Source organism: Vibrio sp. NC2 (assembly GCF_025195005.1).
In the GTDB taxonomy this organism is placed as follows: Bacteria; Pseudomonadota; Gammaproteobacteria; order Enterobacterales; family Vibrionaceae; genus Vibrio; species Vibrio splendidus.
Map to the genome: position 1 here is coordinate 12,200 of NZ_JANVFC010000006.1, position 17,799 is coordinate 29,998.

Sequence of the window (17,799 nt, forward strand, 5' to 3'; positions counted from 1 at the left end):
GGTATCTTTATGCGACTATGTACGGCAGGAAATTTAAAGAATCATAAAGGAGGTCTTGTGAACAAGGCCATTGAAATCAAAAAGCTGGGAACCATTGAGGTCATCAATTCTTCAGTTCCTTACTCGCAAGATCCAACCAGCGTTTTTCATACTTTGTGTGAAAACAAAACAGACAGTCTGTTGCTGGAATCTGCTGAGATTGAATCTAAACAGAACCTGACAAGCCTACTCCTTATCGACTCTGCTGTTCGCATCGTATGTCGCGGACATGAAGTAACCTTCCAAGCATTGACTGAAAATGGTCAAGCGCTTATCGAACATCTAACTCAAAACGTTAAAGCAGAAATTGAATCTGACCTTACCGATAACGTTTTGACGCTGACTTTTGTCGAGCCAAGCAACGAATTAGACGAAGATTCACGTTTAAGAGAAGCTTCTTCATTCGATGCACTGCGTTTGGTTCAACACAGCTTTGAGCAAGACGCTGATAACAAGCACGCGTTATTCATGGCGGGCCTATTCGCTTACGACATCGTGGCGAACTTTGAACCGCTAGGCGATGCAGAAGCGACCAACAACTGCCCTGACTTTGTTTTCTACGTTGCGGAAACACTATTGCGTTTCGATCACCAAGAGAACGAAGGTCTGCTCCACGCCAGCTTGTTCACTCAAGATGAAAACATCAGAACACAATTAACTGAGCGTCTAGCTGACATTCAGACACAATGTCAGTCATTGAAAGCCATCACAGAAGTAACGCCGCTCGACAATGTTGACGCTGTACCAAGCGTTTCAGATGAAGACTTCTGCCAAACGGTTCGTGACTTAAAAGAGTACGTAGTTAAAGGCGATGTATTCCAAGTTGTACCTTCACGCCGCTTCACTCTGCCTTGCCCTGCTCCACTGGCGGCTTATAAAGAGCTCAAGCAAAGTAATCCAAGCCCTTACATGTTCTATATGCAAGACGAGCTATTTACTCTGTTTGGTGCTTCTCCAGAAAGTGCTCTGAAATACGAAACCGAAACCAACCAAATCGAGATTTACCCAATTGCTGGTACTCGTCGCCGCGGTAAGCGCCCAAATGGCCAAATCGATTTCGACCTAGACAGCCGTATTGAGCTTGAACTGCGTACCGACAAGAAAGAAAACGCTGAGCACATGATGCTTGTTGACCTAGCACGTAACGATGTGGCTCGTATTGCGGAAGCCGGCACTCGCCACGTAGCAGACTTGCTGAAAGTGGATCGCTACAGTCATGTAATGCACTTGGTTTCTCGTGTTGTTGGTCAGCTACGTGAAGACTTAGATGCTCTGCACGCTTACCAAGCTTGTATGAACATGGGCACGCTAACGGGCGCACCAAAAATCCGCGCAATGCAGCTTATTCGTGACGTAGAAAAGACGCGTCGTGGTAGCTACGGTGGTGCAGTCGGTTATCTAACCGGTGAAGGCACTTTAGATACTTGTATCGTAATTCGCTCTGCTTACGTTGAAGATGGCGTCGCACAAGTACAAGCGGGCGCGGGCGTGGTGTTCGACTCAGACCCACAAGCAGAAGCCGATGAAACTCGCGGCAAAGCACAAGCGGTTATCTCTGCGATTCAAGCTGCTCATACTAAAAACCTAACAACTAAGAAGGAGTCGTAATCATGGCTGATATTGTATTCATCGATAACTTCGACTCGTTCACTTACAACCTTGTAGACCAGTTCCGTTCGTTGGGTCACAGCGTGAAAATTTACCGTAACAACATTCCAGCAAAGGTAGTTGAAGCGGCGATCAACGAACTAGACAACCCTGTTGCACTGCTTTCACCAGGCCCTGGCGCTCCAGCGGATGCGGGCTGCATGCCTGAGCTAATTCAGCTGCTAAAAGGCAAAGTGCCAATGATTGGTATTTGCTTAGGCCACCAAGCGATTGTTGAAGCCTACGGCGGCACCGTTGCAGGCGCTGGCGAAATCATTCATGGTAAGGTGTCGATGATGGAACACCAAAACCATGCGACTTACCAAGGCTTACCTTCGCCGCTGGCTATCGCTCGCTACCACTCTTTAGTGGCAACGCATGTATCCGATAGCCTAACAGTGACCGCTGAAGTCGATGATTTAGTAATGTCTGTAGTTCAAGAACAAGACAAGGTTTGTGGATTCCAATTCCACCCTGAATCGATTATGACGACCTACGGTGCAACGCTTCTAGCGAACGCTATCGAATGGGCTCTTGAGAAACCTCTTCATCTAGAGAAAAGCTCTACTCTTGATAAAAAGACTAACTAGGAAACGATCATGGAACAGATTAATAAACTTTACGAACAACAGTCTCTTACTCAAGAAGAAAGCCAACAACTGTTTGATGTGATCATCAAGGGCGAACTAGACCCAATTTTGATGGCTTCTGCGCTAACTGCACTAAAAATCAAAGGCGAAACGCCCGATGAGATCGCTGGCGCAGCAAAAGCACTGCTTGCCAATGCAAACCCGTTCCCACGTCCTGATTACGATTTCGCAGACATCGTAGGTACAGGTGGCGACGGTCATGACACCATCAACATTTCTACAACTTCTGCATTTGTAGCAGCAGCGTGTGGTTTAAAAATAGCTAAGCACGGCAACCGCAGCGTATCGAGCAAATCAGGCTCTTCTGACCTACTGGATTCGTTCGGTATTAACCTAGCGATGACAGCAGAAGACACTCGTACTGCAGTCGACGAGCTTGGCGTAGCATTCCTATTTGCTCCGCAATATCACGTCGGTGTACGTCACGCGATGCCTGTTCGTCAGACGATGAAAACGCGCACTATCTTCAACATCCTTGGTCCACTGATTAACCCTGCTCGCCCTAATATCGAGTTAATGGGTGTTTACAGCAAAGAGCTCGTCCGCCCTATCGCGGAAACCATGCTGCAAATGGGTATGAAGCGTGCTGCCGTTGTGCACGGTAGTGGCCTTGATGAAGTGGCTATTCATGGCGAGACAATCGTTGCTGAAATTAAAGATGGCAAAATTCACGAGTACACAGTGACACCGGCTGACTTTGGCCTGAACACTCACCCTCTTGAAGCAATCAAGGGCGGCGAACCAGAAGAGAACAAAGCCATCACAACCGATATCCTGACAGGTAAAGGTACTGATGCTCAAGTTGGCGCTGTGGCAGTCAACGTTGCTCTGCTGATGCGTCTATTTGGTCACGAAGATCTAAAAGCCAACACACAGCAAGCGATTGACGCGATGAACTCTGGCAAAGCGTACGAGCTTGTACAAAAGCTTGCTGCACACGCCTAACGAACGACGAGACAAAGAACATGACACAGACTACCGATAAACTGTCGACCCACGTTTCAGTCAAAGAAGCTGAAATGGCGGAAGTATTAGCAAAAATCGTTCGTGACAAATACCAATGGGTTGAAGCGCGTAAGCAAACTCAACCATTGGACGAGTTTAAAGCAGCGTTAACCGCAACAGACCGCAGCTTTTATGATGCACTGAGCGGCGAACAAACGGTTTTCATCACTGAATGTAAGAAGGCATCTCCGTCAAAAGGTTTAATCCGTGACGAGTTTGATTTGGACTACATTGCATCGGTGTACAACAACCACGCCAACGCAATTTCAGTACTGACAGACGAGAAATACTTCCAAGGTGACTTCGAGTTTTTACCAAAGGTTCGCAGCATTGCTAAGCAACCTGTTCTTTGTAAAGACTTCATGGTTGATACCTACCAAGTTTACTTAGCTCGTCATTACTCAGCTGATGCTATCTTGTTGATGCTATCGGTATTGAATGACGAAGAGTACCAAGCGCTTGCTGACGTCGCTCACTCGCTAAATATGGGTGTACTAACCGAAGTCAGCAACGAAGAAGAACTTCATCGCGCTGTCGCTTTAAAAGCAAAAGTGATCGGTATTAATAACCGTAACCTACGTGACCTTTCGACTGATTTGAACCGTACCAAAGAGTTGGCTCCGCTGATTCGCGAACTGGCTCCAAACGCAGTCGTGATTTCAGAGTCTGGCATCTACACACATCAACAAGTTCGTGACCTTTCAACATTTGCAGACGGCTTCCTAATCGGTAGCTCTCTGATGGCTGAAAAGAACCTAGAGCTTGCGGTGCGTAAAGTGACGCTCGGTGAAAACAAGGTGTGTGGTTTAACTCACTCTGACGATGCAGCAAAGGCTTATCAAGCTGGTGCGGTATTCGGTGGTCTGATTTTCGTTGAAGCATCTAAGCGTCATGTTGATATCGAAGCAGCTCGTTTAACCATGAGCGGCGCACCTTTGAACTACGTGGGTGTATTCCAAAATCATAGCGTTACTGACGTTGCGAAAACGGTTTCTGAGCTAGGTTTATTTGCGGTGCAACTGCACGGTGATGAGTCTCAAGCATTTGTCGATGAACTAAAACAATCTCTACCTGAACACGTTGAGATTTGGAAAGCTTACGGTGTTGCTTACAGTGCTGAAAACGGCGCTAAAAGCGCGCTACCAGAATTACTGAAAAGCAACGTGACTCGTCACCTGCTAGATACTAAAGTGGGTTCTCAAACTGGCGGTACAGGCCAAGCGTTCGATTGGAGCCTAATCAACAACCAAAGCGCAATCATGTTAGCGGGTGGCCTAAACCCAGACAATGCTAACCAAGCGGCTAAGTTGGGTTGTTTAGGGCTAGACCTAAACTCAGGCGTTGAATCCGCTCCAGGTAAAAAAGACGCAGACAAACTGCAACGCGCTTTTGCAGCGATTCGTAATTACTAGTCCAAGCTCGGCGCTAGAAATTAGAAAGCAGAAACTAAAAACATATTTGTGAGCTTTGCCTTTTGCGAAGCTCAAGCAAGATTAAATGACTTGGTGTGAATACACATCGATAGAATTGAAGGAATAACACAATGGCTAAACTCGATGCCTACTTTGGTGAATACGGTGGTCAATACGTACCGCAGATCCTAGTGCCAGCACTAGACCAACTGGAACAAGCATTTATCGATGCACAAGCAGATCCTGAGTTCCGCAGTGAATTCATGACGCTTCTGCAAGAGTACGCAGGTCGTCCAACGGCACTAACGCTAACGCGTAACCTGACTAAAGGTACAAAAACCAAACTGTACCTAAAGCGTGAAGATCTACTTCACGGTGGTGCTCACAAGACAAACCAAGTTCTTGGCCAAGCATTGCTAGCAAAACGTATGGGTAAACAGGAAATCATCGCTGAAACTGGCGCAGGCCAACATGGTGTTGCAACGGCTCTAGCTTGTGCTCTATTGGGCCTTAAGTGTCGTGTTTACATGGGCGCAAAAGACGTTGAACGTCAAAGCCCGAACGTGTTCCGTATGAAGCTAATGGGCGCAGAGGTTATCCCTGTTCATTCTGGCTCTTCAACGCTAAAAGATGCATGTAACGAAGCGCTACGTGACTGGTCTGCAACTTATGAAGACGCGCACTACCTATTGGGTACTGCGGCTGGCCCTCACCCATTCCCAACGATTGTTCGTGATTTCCAACGCATGATTGGTGAAGAAACGAAGCACCAAATCTTAGCTCGTGAAGGTCGCCTTCCAGATGCGGTTATCGCTTGTGTCGGCGGTGGTTCAAACGCTATCGGTATGTTCGCTGACTTCATTGAAGAAGAGTCTGTTCGCCTGATCGGTGTAGAGCCTGCTGGTAAAGGTATTGATACCGACCAACACGGCGCGCCACTTAAGCACGGTAAAACCGGTATCTTCTTCGGTATGAAAGCACCACTGATGCAAGATGAGAACGGCCAAGTAGAAGAGTCTTACTCTGTTTCTGCAGGCCTAGATTTCCCATCAGTTGGTCCTCAACACGCGCACCTAAATGCTATTGGCCGTGCTGAATACGACAACGTAACCGACGATGAAGCGCTAGAAGCGTTCCAATTGATTGCACGCAAAGAAGGTATTATCGCAGCACTCGAGTCATCTCATGCTGTGGCTCACGCTGTCAAAATGGCTCACGACGACCCAGAGAAAGAACAGCTATTAGTGGTTAACTTATCTGGTCGTGGTGACAAAGACATTTTCTCCGTACACGACATTCTTAAAGAGAAAGGAGCATTATAATGGATCGCTATCAATCACTCTTCACTCGCTTAGCTGAAAAGAATCAGGGCGCATTTGTACCATTCGTAACGGTTGGCGATCCTAACCCTGAGCAGTCTCTTAAGATCATGGAAACGCTAGTTGAAGCGGGTGCTGACGCACTTGAGCTTGGCATCCCATTCTCAGATCCGCTTGCAGATGGCCCAACAATCCAAGGCGCAAACATTCGCGCGTTAGATTCAAAAGTAACGCCAGATGTGTGCTTCGATCTTATCGGTCAAATTCGTGCTAAATACCCAGAGTTACCAATCGGCCTACTGATGTACGCAAACTTGGTTTACGCACGTGGTATAGAAAATTTTTACGAACGCTGCGCAAAAGCAGGTATCGATTCAGTATTGATTGCTGATGTACCAACTAACGAGAGTGGCGAGTTTGTTGCTGCAGCTAAGAAGTTTGGTGTTCACCCAATCTTTATTGCTCCACCAACAGCAAGCGATGAAACGCTTCAATCAGTATCTGAGCTAGGTGGCGGCTACACCTACCTACTTTCTCGCTCAGGCGTAACGGGTGCAGAAACAAAAGCAAACATGCCAGTAACGGCACTGCTTGATCGCTTGAACAAGTTCGATGCGCCACCAGCACTGCTTGGTTTCGGTATCTCGGCTCCTGAACAAGTGAAAGAAGCGATTGTAGCTGGCGCTGCCGGTGCGATCTCAGGCTCAGCCGTAGTTAAAATCATTGAAAACAACGTTGAACAACCAGAAGCAATGCTTAAAGCCCTTGCGGAGTTTGTTACGCCAATGAAAGCGGCTACGCAGAAATAATCGACGCTCGTAATCAATGGTCATTAAATAGAACCAGCGATTCAAATACTAAAAGGCTCCACAACTGTGGAGCCTTTTTTATTGCTCTTCATTTGAGCCAATCACTCATCGGCTTTCATCGCTTTCTTAATCGCTGCCTCATTGAGCGTCGCTTTGATCGGGTCGGTTATCTTCTCGACCAGATCGATGGGCATTGGGAATATGATTGTGGAAGTTCGCTCATTAGCTACTTCTGTTAGTGTTTGCATATATCGCAATTGAATGGCGTTGGGCGCTTGATTAAGAACCTCTGCAGCCTCTTTCAGCTTGGTTGATGCTTCTAATTCCCCTGTTGCATGGATCACCTTAGCTCGACGTGAACGTTCCGCCTCGGCTTGCTTAGCAAGGGCTCGCACCATACTGTCATCAAGATCCACATGCTTGATCTCGACATTGGCAATCTTAATCCCCCAGTTATCGGTGTGTTGATCCAGTATCGCTTGCAAGTCTCTATTGAGCTCTTCTCGCTCAGACAGCAATTCATCCAACTCATGCTGTCCTAATACTGAACGCAACGTTGTTTGTGACAGTTGACTGGTCGCTTCGAGGTAGTTCTCTACGTTATTGATCGCCATCTTCGGATCCAGCACTCGAAAATAGACCACGGCATTCACCTTCACTGACACGTTATCGCGTGTGATCAAATCTTGCGTCGGCACGTCCAACACGATAGTTCGTAGATCCACTCGCACAATTTGTTGGATGAAAGGAATGATGATAATTAACCCCGGCCCTTTAACACCGTAAAAGCGCCCAAGGAAAAACACCACTGCACGTTCATATTCGCGCAGCACTCTGAACATGCTGGCTATCAACAAGATAACGAGCACAATGACAATACCTATAGTGTGTATAAACATAACCGCCCCCTAATGGTAACGATGGCTAAGCAATTAATAATTCAATAACGTTTGTTCTAGCATTCCACTCTAACAGTCCGCGCTAGCTAGATTTCGATGATGTATCATCGGGCAGCGCCTCAACATATAAAGATAGCCCCGTCAGCTTGGTCACTCTGATGATCTGCCCCACTTGCAATTCACTCGCACATTTGGCTTGCCAGATCTCACCTTCGACTAGCACATGCCCCGCACCGGGGAAGCCGCTTACCACTTTGCCCGTGTCACCGACTACCGCTTCCATCCCCGTAGTCACTGGTTTGTTTCTCACTCGGACTAGCATTGATATTGTTACGACGATAAAGGCAACAGAGAACAAACTGATCCCGATAATTAACGGCAATGCGATTTGATAACCCGGCACTTCGGTATCCATCAACATGATCGAGCCGAGCGTAAACGCAGCGACGCCGCCCAAACCGAAGATGCCAAAACTGGGGCTAAAGGCCTCTGCGACCATCAAAGCAATTCCCAATAGGATTAAAGCAAGGCCCGCGTAACTCACAGGCAGCATTTGTAAGGAGTACATCGCTAATAACAGACAGATACCGCCCAAAACACCCGGTAGCCCGACGCCGGGGTTATAGAATTCGAGTAACAAACCGTAGATACCAATCAGCATCAAAATATATGCAACGTTCGGGTTCGTGATCACTGACAGCAAACTAAAGCGCCAGTCTTGTTCCCGCTCGATAAAAACCACCTCATTGAGCTGAACTTCCTGACTGACACCGTTGATGGTGACAGTGCGCCCGTTACTCAGTTCAACCAATTGCTGAAGGTCGCTAGCAATAAAATCAATCACGTTAAGTGTGAGTGCGTTCTCTGAGTCTAAACTCGCCGCTTCTCTTACCGCTTTTTCTGCCCATTCTTCATTACGGTTGTGTAGCTTAGCCAAACTGACAATGTAAGCCGCAGCATCATTGATGACTTTCTTCTCCATCGCAGTGGTGGCTTTTACTTGGTCTGAGTTCTCTTGTTTGGTTTCGTCTTGATCACTCGCCGAAGTGTTATCATCTTTATTAGCATCGTCTTGAGGAGATAACGGATTAGCAGGCGCTTTGCCCCCACCGAGCGACACAGGGGTTGCTGCACCTAGATTAGTTCCGGGCGCCATAGAAGCGATGTGACTAGCAAGTAAAATATAGGTTCCCGCACTCGCCGCACGTGAGCCTGCTGACCCAACCCAAGTTGCTATCGGAATCGGTGACGTGGTGATGGATCGAATAATGTCACGCATCGACGAATCTAACCCGCCAGGCGTGTTCATTTTCAAAATGATGAGCTTTGCTTGCTCATCGTGAGCTTGTTCTATTTCTCTAGTGAGGTAATCACTGGTCGCCGGACCTATCCCTCCGTTCACCTCAATCACCCAGACATCATCGGCCTGAGCGAATACAGAGCTGAACAACAGAAGAAACGCAAACAAGTACTTTAATATAAAAGTCATAGCCCCCCTCCTTACAACTGAGATGCTAGATAGACGTTTTATTTAAAGCGCAGAGGTAACATCTTGGTAATAAATAGATACCTTAAGCATAGTTCAGGCTAAATTTCACACAACACGTAACTGTGGATTCACCCCCAACATAGGCGTTCAAAAAACACTCGCAAATGAAATCAAAATGTTAACAAGACGTTTTCAATACCAGCGCTTGCAAATCATTCACAAAATCTCCAGAGAAAAGGCTTTTATAAATTCAACAAATAACATCGCAATAAAAAACCAAGGCAAACGATTGCATTGTTGTGCAAAATCAACAAATGACATTAGACCACCTGTTTTTCAGAGACTTTCACCTCTGCTCATATTGATAAATGTAAAGGATACGTGTAAAACTCGTCGCGAAATATTAATCCAATGGTACATCGTACATTGGTGAGTAGTTCTGGGATTTTTATATTTAGTAGCACAGAGGTTATGGAAGTGTTAAAAGAAAAGAGTTTACTAAGCAACATCGGCGTTCAAGTCGTTATTGCAATGATCATCGGTACCGCTGTCGGTGCAATGATGGGTGACAGCGCAACAATGTTCGCTCCACTGGGCGCAATCTTCATCAACTTAATCAAGATGCTGGTTATTCCTCTAGTCGCAGTTGCCCTAATTTCAGGTGCTGCAGGTCTAGGTAATAGCTCATCAGCAGGTAAAGTTGGTGTGGTTACACTGGGTTACTTTGCACTAACGTCTGCACTTGCTGTAGCACTAGCGCTTGTAATGGGTGAAGTATTCGAACCGGGTCGTGGTATCGATGTTTCTGGCGTTGAAGGTATGTTCTCTTCTGAATACGCTGCGAAAGGCGAACTTCCAACGTTCTGGGCAACCATCACGGGCATGATCCCTACCAACGTTTTCCAATCACTGAACGAAGCTAACATTCTGCAAATTCTCGTTTTCTGCTTATTCTTCGGTATTGCGATTTCTAAACAAGCGAAAGAAAAGCGCGACCCAATCATCAATGGCGTAAACGCGATTGTTGACGCTATGGTTTGGATGATCAACAAGGTTATGATCATTGCACCACTTGGCGTATTTGGCCTAATGGCAGAAGCAGTCGGTACATTCGGTTTTGGCGCACTTATGGTCGTGTTCAAGCTGTTCATTGTCTACATTGCTGCGATTCTTATCTTCGGCTTTGTGGCATACCCACTGATGATTCAAATCTTCACTAAGACTTCAGCTAAGAAGTTCCTAGTGGCAATGAAGAAACCTCAAGCGGTTGCACTATCAACAGCCTCTTCAATGGCGACACTGCCAGTAACAATGGAAACGGTAGAGAAAGAACTTGGTGTTCGTAACTCTACGGCTTCATTCGTTCTGCCACTTGGTGCGACGATCAACATGTCTGGTAACGCAATTTACTACGGCCTAGTTGCTATCTTCTTCGCACAGCTGTTCAACATCGACCTGTCTATGGGCGCTTACATTGCTATCATCGTAACGTCGACTCTAGGCGCAGTTGGTCAAGCAGGTGTTCCAGGTCCTTCTTTCCTAGTAGTTGCGGTTCTTCTAGCGGCTGGTATCCCTATTGAAGGTCTACCTCTATTGTTCGCTCTGGACCGTATCTTCGACATGATCCGTACTGCTCTGAACATCACTGGTGATGCAGCATGTGCAGTCATCGTTGATTCTCTAATCGAAGACGAAGCGAAAGAAGCTGAGCTACAAAAACAGCAAGCGTAATATTAAGCTTCAGTTTTGATTGATAAAAAAACCGCCTTCATACAGGCGGTTTTTTATTAGGTAATGATTAATGTTGAGTCGGTAAATCTTACCCTTGTCAGGCTAATTGATGAGTCCAAACGCACGAGGCAGAGCCAAACTAATTTCAGGAATAAAAGTAATGGCCAACAGTGTGACGATCAATACGGCACAAAACGGCATGATACTTCTTATAACGTTTTCGATCTTGGAGCCACTGACACTACAACCCACAAATAGCGCCGTACCAACGGGTGGCGTTGCAATACCAATACATAAGTTGAAGATAATCATCATCGCGAAGTGAATTGGATGCATGCCTAAATGCTCAGCAATCGGCATAAAGATAGGGGTAAAGATCAATACGGCTGGCGTAAGGTCCATAAACATACCCACAATTAGTAGGATCAGATTCATCAGAATAAAGATGATAATCGGATTATCTGAAATAGAGAGCATCCAATCGCTGATCATGGTCGGTAGACCGGTAAACGCCATTGCCCATGACATGATGGTTGAAGCACCAATCAAGAACAGCATAATGCCAGTAACCTGAACGGTTTCTCTACAAATTATCGGGAAGTGTGCCCATTTGAGGGTTCGGTAACAGAGTGACAGTATAAAAGAGTATAGAACCGCTATACATGCCCCTTCTGTTGCAGTGAAAATCCCACCAATAATACCGCCAATAACAACAACAATAAGCCCTAAGCTTGGTGTTGCTTGCCAAACAATATTCAGCACATCTTTCGTTGTGAAGCCTTCATTGGCACTTGTTTTGTAGCCCTTCTTTTTAGCGATGAAATAGGCGACGACCATACAACTTAAACCCATTAAAATACCTGGGACATAACCTGCGATAAACAGCGCCGCAACGGATGTTCCGCCCGATACTACTGAAAATACGATCAACGAATTACTCGGCGGTATTAGTAAGCCTGCCGGGCAAGATGCAACGTTTACTGCTGTTGCTAAGTTTTTATCATAGCCATCTTTTTCTAATTCAGGGCCTAAGGTTTTACCAACCGCAGCTGCTGCTGCAACGGCTGATCCTGAAACGGCGCCAAACATCATATTGGCGAAGATGTTCACGTGAAAAAGTGAGCCCGGAATCCAACCAACCAAGAGCTTTGCAAGGTTGATAAGTCGACTCGCGATGCCACCCACATTCATTATATTCCCAGCGAGGATAAAGAAAGGGATGGCTAATAAACTGAAACTATCGATACCGGTAATGATTTTTTGACCCGCAGTAATACTGGCGACTTCAAACGGTAAGATGAAATACATGATCGTTAAAGATGACATGGCAATTGCAATCGCAATCGGCATGCTAATCGCGATCATGAATAAGAATAGGCCTAGCAGCCAAACACCAATGGACAAATCCATAATATAGAGTCCTTTTAAAACTTACTTTTTGTTGGGTTCACAAAAAAGATCAAACGTATTCATGACCAAATAGATGAGGATAATAACGGCTGAAATCGGCAATATTGAATACACCGTCGACATCGGTAATTGCAGTGCTGGAGAGAGTTGTTGTGTGGTTCTTCCCATTAGGGCGATGCCACCTTGAAGCATTGCTAGAAATACAAATGCGCCAGAAATGATATTGATGAGTACATGTAATGCGATATGTGCTTTACCCTTAAGATAACCATCCAATAACGTTATTGCTAAGTGTCCTTTGATACCGAATAAGTAGCTTGCCCCTAATAAGCCAAGCCATACCATCGCATAACGGGCAAGTTCATCAGTCCAGTTACTTGGATCATTCAAAACATAACGACTAAAGACCTGCCAAGTGACAGTAACGACAAGTAACATGAGTGCAAAAGAAGAGACAAAAAGAATCAGCCTATCAAGTAGGTTTCTGAAAGTTGCTAACATGGTGTGATACCTCAAAAAATTTTGCCTTAGCAAAGCCAAGGCAAAATTATATTTTCACTAAGACTGATTAAAGAGCTTCAATTTTTTCAATGAATGGAGCTAGTTTTGGATCTTTTTTCGCCTCATCAATCATAGGTTTAACAGCTGCACGGAAAGGGGCTTTATCAACTTCAACAAACGTTACGCCTTCTTTCATTCCTTTCTCTTTGTTCATGTCATCTGTTGCGTCCCAGATTTTGATCTGCTCTTCAAGAGACTCAGCAGCAGCTTCTTTTAAGATTTTTTGCTCTTCTGCCGTTAATGAACCCCATTTGTATTCTGAAATGATGATCACGTCAGGTGTCATCATGTGCTGGTCCATAGAGTAAAATTTGGCAACTTCGCTGTGTTTCATTTCAACTAAGCTAGAAATATTATTTTCAGCACCGTCAATTACGCCTTGTTGCAGCGCCGTGTATACCTCATTGAAAGGTACAGGCGTTGCTTTACCACCTAATAGATTAACCATTTCCATCATCGTTGGAGAACCCGGAACTCGAACTTTCATACCAGCGAGATCAGCCGGTGAGTTAATGGCTTTTTTAGCGTAGAAGCTACGTGTGCCTGAGTCATAGAACGTAAGACCGATGAAGCCTTTACCTTGACTTGAAAGCAACATCTCTTGTGCTGCTTCACTTCGCATGAAGGTTCTCATATGTGGAACGTCACGGAATAAGAAAGGCAGTGCATTAACTTTAAACGTTGGTTCAAAAGATTCGGCTAGCCCACCATTGATTTTGGCCATATCAATCGCGCCAGTAACAACTTGCTCCGCTTGGTCACGTTCAGAGCCTAATTGACCGTTTGGAAAGATCTTAATCGTAAGGTCACCATTCGATTTTTCTTTCACTTTATCAGCCATGATCACCATGCCTTGGTGAGCTGCGCTTTCTAATGACATTGCATGCCCTAAGGTCAAAGTTTTTGCTTGAGCGCCAAATGCCATCAGAATTGACGCCGCTGCAATCGTCAGTAGGTGTTTTTTCATGTTCTTCTCCAGAATCCATTTTGTAAGAGGTACAGTTTTTATATGACACGTTCTAGCTGAGCTTGAAATCTAACGTTCTATTGCATACTGCTCATGACCGTAACGTTTCATTACAATATTCTTACCTCCATATATTTTGTATTACAATACTATATGTATATTTTGTGAGCTAAGGTTCATCTATTTGCCAGAGAGCTGAATTGATTGTGATACCAATCATATTTGGCACCAATTAGACCATTAAGCAGTCTAACTTCGGATTTTTGGGGAATTCCGATCGCTTTCAACTGCTTTTAGAACAGTCTATTAGCAAAAATTACGCGCAAGTTTGTGTTATTTTAAGATCTTAAAATCAGTAATTAGGCACGGACAAAGAAGGTCTCATCGATTGAAAAAGCGAGTCGTGAACTGCGATTTCTGAGGTGGTAGAGGTAAGGTTTCAGGCTGAGCGTATGGAACAAGAGTGGATAAGCAGGGATAAAGACAACGGTGGGAATCTTACTAAGGCGAATTATTTGTAACAAAAATCCGAGAGCTTCACAGCCCTCGGATTTTTGTTTTTGGTGTTCTAGTTTTTAGGCGTTAAACGAATTACAAATCAGCGCCATAAATATCAAACGTGAAGTACTTAGCAGCGATCTTGTCGTAAGTACCGTTCGCTCTGATCTCTTCAATCGCGGCATTGAATTGTTTCGCCAGTTTTGAATCCTGCTTTCTTAGTGCTAACGCCGTACCTTCGCCAATGTAGGCTTTGTCGGTCACTGCTTTGCCTTTGAATTCAAAGCCCTCGCCTTCTTTCTTGTCTAAGAAAGCCAATGACAGTTGATCTGAGTTGCCGAAGGTTAGATCTAGACGACCGTTTTGGAGATCCAGATAAACTTCATCTTGGCCGGTATAGCGTTTAATGTTTGCCACATCGCCAAACTTGTCTGTTACGTAGCGATCGTGAATCGTGCCTTGCTGAACACCGATGGTTTTACCTGCTAAGCCTGCCTCATCGACGCTGAACTCGGCGCTTTTAGCAGCAACAAACACGGCTGGCGTTTGGTAGTACTTATCGGTGAACAAAATCTTGCGCTTACGCTCTTCGGTAATACGCATCGACGCCATGATCACGTCTGACTTTCTTGCCAATAAGCTTGGAATTAACGAATCCCAACTTTGTGAAACCCAAGTGCAATCGAGTTTGGCTTGCTCACACAAGGCATCAGCTATCTCAATATCAAACCCGACAGGCACACCGTCACTGTTTTTATAGTTGAATGGCGGATACGTAAAGTCCGACGCCAAACGGATTTCTTTCGCCTGTACCGTTGTACCAAGTAAAGCGGCCGCACAAGCGAGTCCTAGTATTATCTTTTTCATCATTGCCATCCTAGATATGATCTTTATCGAGTTGAGATTGAGTTTCTTTATGTTGAGATTGTTGATGCTGTCGTTTTTGCTGATCTTGTTGAGTCTGTTGTAGCTCGATTTGGTAGCGTGTTAGTGACGTTATCACTTCTAACATGCTCTCTTGGCTACCAATACTGATTCGAACACAGTTACGCAAAGCAGGTTCATGGTTTTGATTCCTTGTCACAATGCCATCCTTCGCCAATACACTGAACACTTGATGCCCTGGTTTTTGACGCAGCAAAATAAAGTTCGTCGATGAAGGGTAAACAGACTCGATGAAATCAAACTGCGTTAACTCACAAGCAAACCAGTTACGTAGTTCGACCAGCTTTTGTGTGGCGTCTTGCATCACTGAGACTCGTTCATCAGACAAAGCGTCTAACACGATTTGAGATGAGCAATCCGGCATCGGATACGGTGGAATTAATTTAGCGACATACTGCATCACATTTTGACTCGCTAAGATAAAGCCACATCGAACCGCAGCCAGTCCAAACGCCTTAGACAAGGTGCGAATCACTACCAAATGCGGATAACGCTCAATAAGGCTCACCGCTGACGTTTGTGGTTCAAACTCGATATACGCTTCATCGACTACCACTAGAGATTTTCCAATCGTGCCTTCCAGTACCTGAATCAAATCCGATTTGGGAATCACATTACCCGTTGGGTTGTTTGGCGAGCAAAGAAACACGATATTAGTCAGTTCTGCCTTATTCACAATATCAGCGACGTTAAGGCTGAAGTCTTGCTGCAATGGAGAATCCAAGGTATTAATCGCCAATGCATCTGCGCAAAACTCATACATTGCATACGTTGGTGAACAAATAAGTATATTGTCACTCGCTGGCTTACAGAATGTTCTGATCAGTAAATCTATCGCTTCATCTGCTCCACGAACGGCAACAGTCGCAGCATCAGTTCCGCAATACGCTTGATAAGCCTTAGCAATATCTTGCGGTAAAAAATCTGGGTATCTATTGTGGCTTGCTTCTCCTTGAAACAGCGAGCTTTCCAATTCGTTCGCGTTTAACCAGACACGTCCATCACCACCAATTCTTCTTGCTGATTGATAAGGTATTAATTTTTTTACAGCCTGAGGTACTAAACTATCGATAAAAGATGTCAAGAAGCTATCCCTTTCACAAAATCACAATGTCTTCACCACTGCCTTCATATTCAAAAAATGTGACTTATACACATATTGAATCACAAATGATGATTAAGTATTTACATTCAAACAGAACACTATTGATAAATGAATCGAAATAATCACATAATAGCCATGATAAAAAGTCATAGGTAAAGATATGAATCGCACACTTCCTTCAACCAAAACCTTGCTCGCGTTCTTGTCGACGGCAAGACATCTCAACTTTACGCGCGCGGCACATGAGCTCAATGTTACGCAAGGTGCAGTAAGTCGTCAGATATTGTCGTTTGAAGAAAGCCTTGGCTGTGATCTCTTCTATCGACATGCTCGAGGATTGTCTTTAACGCCGAAAGGAGAAGAGCTGGTTCCCCTGATACAAGGAACGATTCATCAACTGCAATCGGCTCTCAATCAAGTGGCAAGTTCTCCCTCTAAGATCAAACTCAACGCCCCCAGCTGTATTACCTCTTGGCTGCTACCCAAATTGATGTCTTTTCAGCAAGCCTACCCTGAAATTGATGTCGAGCTCACGTCGACCATCAAGCACGTTTTTGAACCAAGCTTTGACCCGTTTGACGCCGTAATTACCTATGGAAAGAAGCCAAACCAACAATCGATTGTGAGCCAGTTATTGTTCAACGAGCAGCTGGCTCCGGTCTGCCAGGCGCAAAGCATTACTCAGGGCCATCTTGTAAGTAGCGCTTCTACTATCATCAAGCCACACAAGCTCGCTCAATACACTTGGTTACACGCCAACAATGAGCAAAGTGATTGGCGACTTTGGTTAGAGCACATAGGAAGTCATGACCTTTCAAGTAAGAACAACCAACAATTCGCGACACTTGATCAAGCGATGAACGCAGCCATTCAAGGGTTTGGCATTGCCATAGGCGACATCACGCTGGCTAAGCAAGATATTGATTTGGGCAGGTTGGTGAAAGTGAGTGAAGGCAGTGTCTTTTCTGGAAATGGTTACTTCTTGCTGCAGCCTAAGAATCGACAAAATACATCCTTATCTACGCTGGTTGATTGGCTTGTCGATTAGCGGCAATCATCGTAGATAGAAGCACACTATAAATGGCAGTAGAGCGTCATAATGAGAATTTCATCGTTCTCAAAATGAAACTATTCTATGTCTGTTACGTATTGGTTGTCTGAGAACAGAACGTACCTTGCTTTAACTATTTGAAAAGAAGTTCAATTCTATTTGGTAGGGAAAATGTTCCGTTCAATTAGAGAAAATGGCATTCGAATTGCTTTGTCATAGATAACCCAACCAATATACAGCAGGTTGCAACAGTTTCACTGCA

Annotated in this window: 15 protein-coding genes; 8 read left to right on the forward strand and 7 right to left on the reverse strand. The window is 45.0% G+C overall.

Annotated elements, in window-relative coordinates; genetic code table 11:
- Positions 1-57: 57 nt before the first annotated feature.
- From NX845_RS10210 to trpA, 6 genes are all read left to right on the forward strand, one after another.
- Positions 58-1,647 (forward strand): anthranilate synthase component 1, encoded by a 1,590-nt coding sequence (locus NX845_RS10210; RefSeq protein ID WP_065681543.1) that lies wholly within the window; start codon positions 58-60, stop codon positions 1,645-1,647.
- 2 nt (positions 1,648-1,649) lie between these two features.
- A complete protein-coding gene (locus tag NX845_RS10215; protein ID WP_004729794.1) occupies positions 1,650-2,276 on the forward strand; it encodes an aminodeoxychorismate/anthranilate synthase component II in 627 nt (208 codons plus the stop codon).
- 9 nt (positions 2,277-2,285) lie between these two features.
- Entirely contained in the window at positions 2,286-3,281 is a 996-nt protein-coding gene (gene trpD / locus NX845_RS10220; protein WP_017080967.1) for an anthranilate phosphoribosyltransferase, read from the forward strand.
- Positions 3,282-3,301: 20 nt separating this feature from the next.
- Positions 3,302-4,753 carry a bifunctional indole-3-glycerol-phosphate synthase TrpC/phosphoribosylanthranilate isomerase TrpF gene (gene trpCF, locus NX845_RS10225; protein WP_065681544.1) on the forward strand — a complete coding sequence of 484 codons (1,452 nt, stop codon included), beginning with the start codon at positions 3,302-3,304 and terminating at the stop codon, positions 4,751-4,753.
- Between the two features lie 131 nt (positions 4,754-4,884).
- Entirely contained in the window at positions 4,885-6,075 is a 1,191-nt protein-coding gene (trpB, locus tag NX845_RS10230; protein ID WP_004729801.1) for a tryptophan synthase subunit beta, read from the forward strand.
- A complete protein-coding gene (gene trpA / locus NX845_RS10235) occupies positions 6,075-6,881 on the forward strand; it encodes a tryptophan synthase subunit alpha (protein WP_017080965.1) in 807 nt (268 codons plus the stop codon). The genes trpB and trpA overlap by 1 nt, the downstream gene beginning before the upstream one ends.
- A 101-nt stretch (positions 6,882-6,982) precedes the next feature.
- Here the strand turns inward: trpA and NX845_RS10240 are convergent, their stop codons facing one another.
- Entirely contained in the window at positions 6,983-7,780 is a 798-nt protein-coding gene (locus NX845_RS10240) for a slipin family protein (protein ID WP_004729804.1), read from the reverse strand.
- Positions 7,781-7,862: 82 nt separating this feature from the next.
- Positions 7,863-9,269, reverse strand: a complete 1,407-nt coding sequence (locus NX845_RS10245; RefSeq protein ID WP_065681545.1) for a nodulation protein NfeD — start codon at positions 9,267-9,269, stop codon at positions 7,863-7,865.
- 411 nt (positions 9,270-9,680) lie between these two features.
- Here NX845_RS10245 and NX845_RS10250 point away from each other — a divergent pair, with 411 nt between their 5' ends.
- The gene (locus NX845_RS10250; RefSeq protein ID WP_017078211.1) at positions 9,681-11,000 is read left to right on the forward strand and encodes a dicarboxylate/amino acid:cation symporter; all 1,320 of its coding nucleotides are present in this window, start codon (positions 9,681-9,683) and stop codon (positions 10,998-11,000) included.
- Positions 11,001-11,102: 102 nt separating this feature from the next.
- Here the strand turns inward: NX845_RS10250 and NX845_RS10255 are convergent, their stop codons facing one another.
- From NX845_RS10255 to hisC, 5 genes are all read right to left on the reverse strand, one after another.
- Complete coding sequence (locus NX845_RS10255; protein WP_065681546.1) at positions 11,103-12,410, reverse strand: TRAP transporter large permease; 1,308 nt, start codon at positions 12,408-12,410, stop codon at positions 11,103-11,105.
- Positions 12,411-12,431: 21 nt separating this feature from the next.
- A complete protein-coding gene (locus NX845_RS10260; protein ID WP_004736522.1) occupies positions 12,432-12,911 on the reverse strand; it encodes a TRAP transporter small permease in 480 nt (159 codons plus the stop codon).
- Positions 12,912-12,978: 67 nt separating this feature from the next.
- Complete coding sequence (locus NX845_RS10265) at positions 12,979-13,938, reverse strand: TRAP transporter substrate-binding protein (protein ID WP_065681547.1); 960 nt, start codon at positions 13,936-13,938, stop codon at positions 12,979-12,981.
- A 591-nt stretch (positions 13,939-14,529) separates the two neighbouring features.
- The gene (locus NX845_RS10270; protein ID WP_017085617.1) at positions 14,530-15,303 is read right to left on the reverse strand and encodes an ABC transporter substrate-binding protein; all 774 of its coding nucleotides are present in this window, start codon (positions 15,301-15,303) and stop codon (positions 14,530-14,532) included.
- 10 nt (positions 15,304-15,313) lie between these two features.
- Positions 15,314-16,465, reverse strand: a complete 1,152-nt coding sequence (gene hisC, locus NX845_RS10275; RefSeq protein ID WP_065681548.1) for a histidinol-phosphate transaminase — start codon at positions 16,463-16,465, stop codon at positions 15,314-15,316.
- Between the two features lie 181 nt (positions 16,466-16,646).
- Between hisC and NX845_RS10280 the strand changes: the two genes are divergently transcribed.
- Positions 16,647-17,534: a LysR substrate-binding domain-containing protein gene (locus NX845_RS10280; RefSeq protein WP_065681549.1), complete on the forward strand. Its 888-nt coding sequence runs from the start codon at positions 16,647-16,649 to the stop codon at positions 17,532-17,534.
- Positions 17,535-17,799: the final 265 nt, after the last annotated feature.

What these genes read in the sequence shown, in the direction of transcription:
- trpA (WP_017080965.1), top strand. Translation starts at nt 6,075, where the DNA reads ATGGATCGCTATCAATCACTCTTCACTCGCTTAGCTGAAAAGAATCAG.
- NX845_RS10250 (WP_017078211.1), top strand. Translation starts at nt 9,681, where the DNA reads ATGGTACATCGTACATTGGTGAGTAGTTCTGGGATTTTTATATTTAGT.
- trpCF (WP_065681544.1), top strand. Translation starts at nt 3,302, where the DNA reads ATGACACAGACTACCGATAAACTGTCGACCCACGTTTCAGTCAAAGAA.
- trpD (WP_017080967.1), top strand. Translation starts at nt 2,286, where the DNA reads ATGGAACAGATTAATAAACTTTACGAACAACAGTCTCTTACTCAAGAA.
- NX845_RS10260 (WP_004736522.1), bottom strand. Translation starts at nt 12,911, where the DNA reads ATGTTAGCAACTTTCAGAAACCTACTTGATAGGCTGATTCTTTTTGTC.
- NX845_RS10265 (WP_065681547.1), bottom strand. Translation starts at nt 13,938, where the DNA reads ATGAAAAAACACCTACTGACGATTGCAGCGGCGTCAATTCTGATGGCA.
- NX845_RS10270 (WP_017085617.1), bottom strand. Translation starts at nt 15,303, where the DNA reads ATGAAAAAGATAATACTAGGACTCGCTTGTGCGGCCGCTTTACTTGGT.
- NX845_RS10215 (WP_004729794.1), top strand. Translation starts at nt 1,650, where the DNA reads ATGGCTGATATTGTATTCATCGATAACTTCGACTCGTTCACTTACAAC.
- NX845_RS10240 (WP_004729804.1), bottom strand. Translation starts at nt 7,780, where the DNA reads ATGTTTATACACACTATAGGTATTGTCATTGTGCTCGTTATCTTGTTG.
- NX845_RS10255 (WP_065681546.1), bottom strand. Translation starts at nt 12,410, where the DNA reads ATGGATTTGTCCATTGGTGTTTGGCTGCTAGGCCTATTCTTATTCATG.
- trpB (WP_004729801.1), top strand. Translation starts at nt 4,885, where the DNA reads ATGGCTAAACTCGATGCCTACTTTGGTGAATACGGTGGTCAATACGTA.
- NX845_RS10245 (WP_065681545.1), bottom strand. Translation starts at nt 9,269, where the DNA reads ATGACTTTTATATTAAAGTACTTGTTTGCGTTTCTTCTGTTGTTCAGC.
- NX845_RS10280 (WP_065681549.1), top strand. Translation starts at nt 16,647, where the DNA reads ATGAATCGCACACTTCCTTCAACCAAAACCTTGCTCGCGTTCTTGTCG.